The sequence below is a fragment of the Anaerolineales bacterium genome (genome assembly GCA_022866145.1).
GTDB lineage: Bacteria > Chloroflexota > Anaerolineae > Anaerolineales > E44-bin32 > PFL42.
This window is the reverse complement of record JALHUE010000226.1, coordinates 1-3,214: the sequence shown is the minus strand read 5'-3', so window position 1 is coordinate 3,214 and position 3,214 is coordinate 1. Positions and strand designations below refer to the sequence as shown.

General features: G+C 66.8%; 4 protein-coding genes. All 4 read left to right on the top strand.

Annotated features, from left to right (window positions below):
- Positions 1–478, top strand: a 478-nt coding sequence (locus tag MUO23_07180) for an ROK family protein (GenBank protein ID MCJ7512739.1), incomplete at its 5' end; no start/stop codon positions are given.
- A gap of 5 nt (positions 479–483) precedes the next feature.
- Entirely contained in the window at positions 484–2,052 is a 1,569-nt protein-coding gene (locus MUO23_07175; GenBank protein ID MCJ7512738.1) for an ABC transporter substrate-binding protein, read from the top strand.
- 32 nt (positions 2,053–2,084) lie between these two features.
- Positions 2,085–2,975 carry an ABC transporter permease gene (locus MUO23_07170; protein MCJ7512737.1) on the top strand — a complete coding sequence of 297 codons (891 nt, stop codon included), beginning with the start codon at positions 2,085–2,087 and terminating at the stop codon, positions 2,973–2,975.
- Positions 2,972–3,214 (top strand): ABC transporter permease (locus tag MUO23_07165; protein ID MCJ7512736.1); only part of this gene is annotated, 243 nt, incomplete at its 3' end. The genes MUO23_07170 and MUO23_07165, both read left to right, overlap by 4 nt.

The window sequence follows — 3,214 nt, the reverse complement described above, 5'->3', positions numbered from 1 at the left end:
GGCTCACGGCCTGGCCGCCGAGTTCGGCCACATGCTCGTCGACCCCAGGGCTCCGCTCTGCGGCTGCGGTCAACCCGGCCACCTGGAGTCTTTGGCTTCCGGACCCGCCATCGGCCGTATCATGGCCGAGCGCCGGGCGCAACGTACAGGCGGGGGCTCTCCGTCCGAGGAGTTCACGGCGACCGAGGTCGGGCAGGCCGCCGCTGCTGGCGATCCGCTGGCGCGGCAGGTCATCGAGGAGGCCGGAACAGTCATCGGCAAACACCTGGCCAGCCTGGCTCACGCCTTCGACCCCGAACGGATCGTGCTCGGCGGCGGCGTCTCCCAGCTCGGCGACTTGATCCTGCAACCGATCCGCCAGGCGTTCGCTTCGGCGCTGATGCATCCCGCTTACCGGGACCAGGTCACGATCGCATCGGCTGCCCTGGGCGATGATGCCGGCGTGATCGGAGCCATGCTTCTGGCGAGAGAGCCCTAGCCTTCATGCGCCGCGCCCTCGCTCTCTTGCCGCTCCTGCTCCTGGGGAGCTGCAGCCCACCCGCCGCGACCGCTGGCCCCAGCCTTCGGTATGGATTGACACTGGCGCCAACCGGTCTCGACCCTCATCTCAATGCCTCATCCGAACTCACCATCCCCCTCGGATCGGTGTACGACACGTTGGTCTTCCAGGACCCAGAGACCCAGGAGTTTGTCCCCGGGCTGGCCTCTCGCTGGGAGATCTCGCCGGATGGACGCACGTACACCTTCTACCTGCGGCAGGATGTCGAGTTCCATGACGGAACGCCCTTCGACGCTAATTCCGTCAAGGTCAATCTCGAGCGGGTGCTCGACCCCGAAAACCTGTCTCAGAAGGCGGCGTCGATGCTTGGGCCGCTCGAGTCGATTGCAGTCCGTGATCCTTCAACGGTGGTGCTCCAGCTGAGCCAGCCATTTGCCCCGCTGCTCGACAGCCTTTCCCAGGTCTATCTGGGCATGGCCTCGCCGAAGGCGCTGGCGCAATGGGGCGGTGCCGAGTATCAGTTCCACCAGGTTGGGACGGGGCCGTATCGCTTTGTCGAGTATGTCCCGAATGACCACCTGACGCTGCAGGCCAACCCTGACTACGATTGGGCGCCATCCGTCTACCAGCACGATCAGCCCTACTACCGCCAGGTGACTTTCCGCTTCTTCGAAGACCCGGCAACAAGGGCTCTGGCGCTCGAAACCGGGGACGTGGACGTGATCGGCGAAATGCCGCCGCATGATGCCGAGCGGTTGGTGTCGAGTGGCAAGTATCAGCTGCAGGCCGTACCCATCCCGGGGCAGCCCCTTCAACTGTTCTTCAACACCACTCGCTCTCCCACCAGCGACCCGTCCGTCCGCCGGGCGCTGCTGCTCTCGGTCGATCGGGCGCGCCTGGTTAGGACCGTGTTTGGAGAGCATTCGTCCGTCGCCGAAGGGCTGCTCTCTGCCGGCACGCCCGGAGCCTCACCCGCCGTGCCCGCAGAGCTGTTCGATCCGGCCGAGGCCGCCTCCCTGCTGGATGCGGCCGGCTGGCGCAGGGGATCCGACGGTCTCCGCCAGCGGGACGGCGTGCGGCTAGGAATCACCCTGATCGTCCCCCCGTGGGGTTCAAATCCCGAGGCCGCACAGCTCGTCAGCGCCGCCTGGTCGGAGCTGGGAGCCGAGGTGGATCTCCAGGTCGCTCCAGGATTCGGTCCTCTCAAAGAAGCCCAGGCTGGCGGAGAGTACCATGTCATCGGCGTCAATTTCTTCGGCTCCGATCCGGATCTGCTGCGACCCTTCTTCTCTTCTGACGGCCTGTACAACTGGACAGGCTGGTCTGATCCCGACCTGGATGCCCTGCTTGTGGCAGCCGCAGAGTCGACGGCCCCCCGTTCGGAACGCCTGGCGATGTACTCGCAAGTCGCCGAAGAAGTAGCCAGCCAGGCGCTTGTGCTGCCGATCCGCGACTACACCAACTTGGTTGTCCACCGGCGTGACCTGAGCAACCTCAGCTTCTCCCGTCAGGGATGGAATCCCTACCTGATCGACCTGCGCCCGGCCCCGTAGCCAGCATCGGCCGCCGCCTCAGCGAGGGTCTGGTGACTGCCTTCGTCGCCGTCACGCTGACCTTCTTTGCCCTCCGTCTTGGAGGCGGGGACCCGGCCGCCAACCTGATGGCGCAGAACTTGGTCTCACCCGAGCACCTGGCCGCCGTTCGCGCCGCGCTCGGCCTCGACCAGCCGCTGTGGGTCCAGTATTCCAGCTTCCTGGCGGGACTGGTGCGCGGCGACCTGGGCGTTTCCCTGTTCAACCGTCGCGCTGTGACAACCGTCATCGCCGAGCAGCTGGTGCCCACCTTGCAGCTGGCATCGGCCAGTCTGCTGATCGCGATCCTTCTCGGCCTCGGCCTCGGGATTCTCTCGGCCTGGTCGAACAACACCTTGGCATCCCGCGGAGCCCAACTGGTGGGCGGGCTGGCCACCGGCCTGCCTGTCGCCTTGATCGGAATCCTGGCCATTCTGCTATTCAGCCTGACGCCCCTGGCAGCGCTCCCTGGCGGCGGAATACAGGCAACGCGTGGCCTGCTGCTGCCGGCGCTCGTCTTGGGATTCGCTTTCGCCGGGGCGATCGCCCGTGTCGTGAACACCGAGCTCCGCCGCAGCCGGGCCGAACCCTACATGTCAGCTGCGGCTGCCCGCGGCATCGGCCGCAGTCCGCGCCTTCTCTGGCACGCCTTGCGCCCAGCGCTTCCGCTTGTGATCTCGCTGTGCGCTCTCCAAGCGGCACACTTGTTTGCGGGCACCGTGGTGATCGAGACCGTGTTCTCGCGACCCGGGGTCGGGCGCCTGCTCGTATCGTCGATTTTGCAGGGGGACTACCCCGTCGCCCAGGGACTGGTCGTGCTGGCGGCGGTGATCTACACCCTCAGCCACATGGCGGCTGACCTGCTGGCGTTGGTCGCAGACCCCAGGCTGCGCAGCTCGCGATGAGCGGCAAGCTTGGCGCCTCGCTAGCAGTCACCTGGCTGGGACTGGTCGTGCTGCTCAGCCTCTTCGCCCCTTTGGTGACCGCCCATGATCCCTTCCAGCCGGTGGCCGCCGCCTTGTCAGGCCCGGCGCCCGGTCTGCCTCTCGGGAGCGACGCCCTGGGGCGAGACCTGTGGGCCCGGCTCGCCTACGGCGCCCGGATTACCCTCACCGCTGCCGGCCTCGCTACAGCCCTGGCTGTG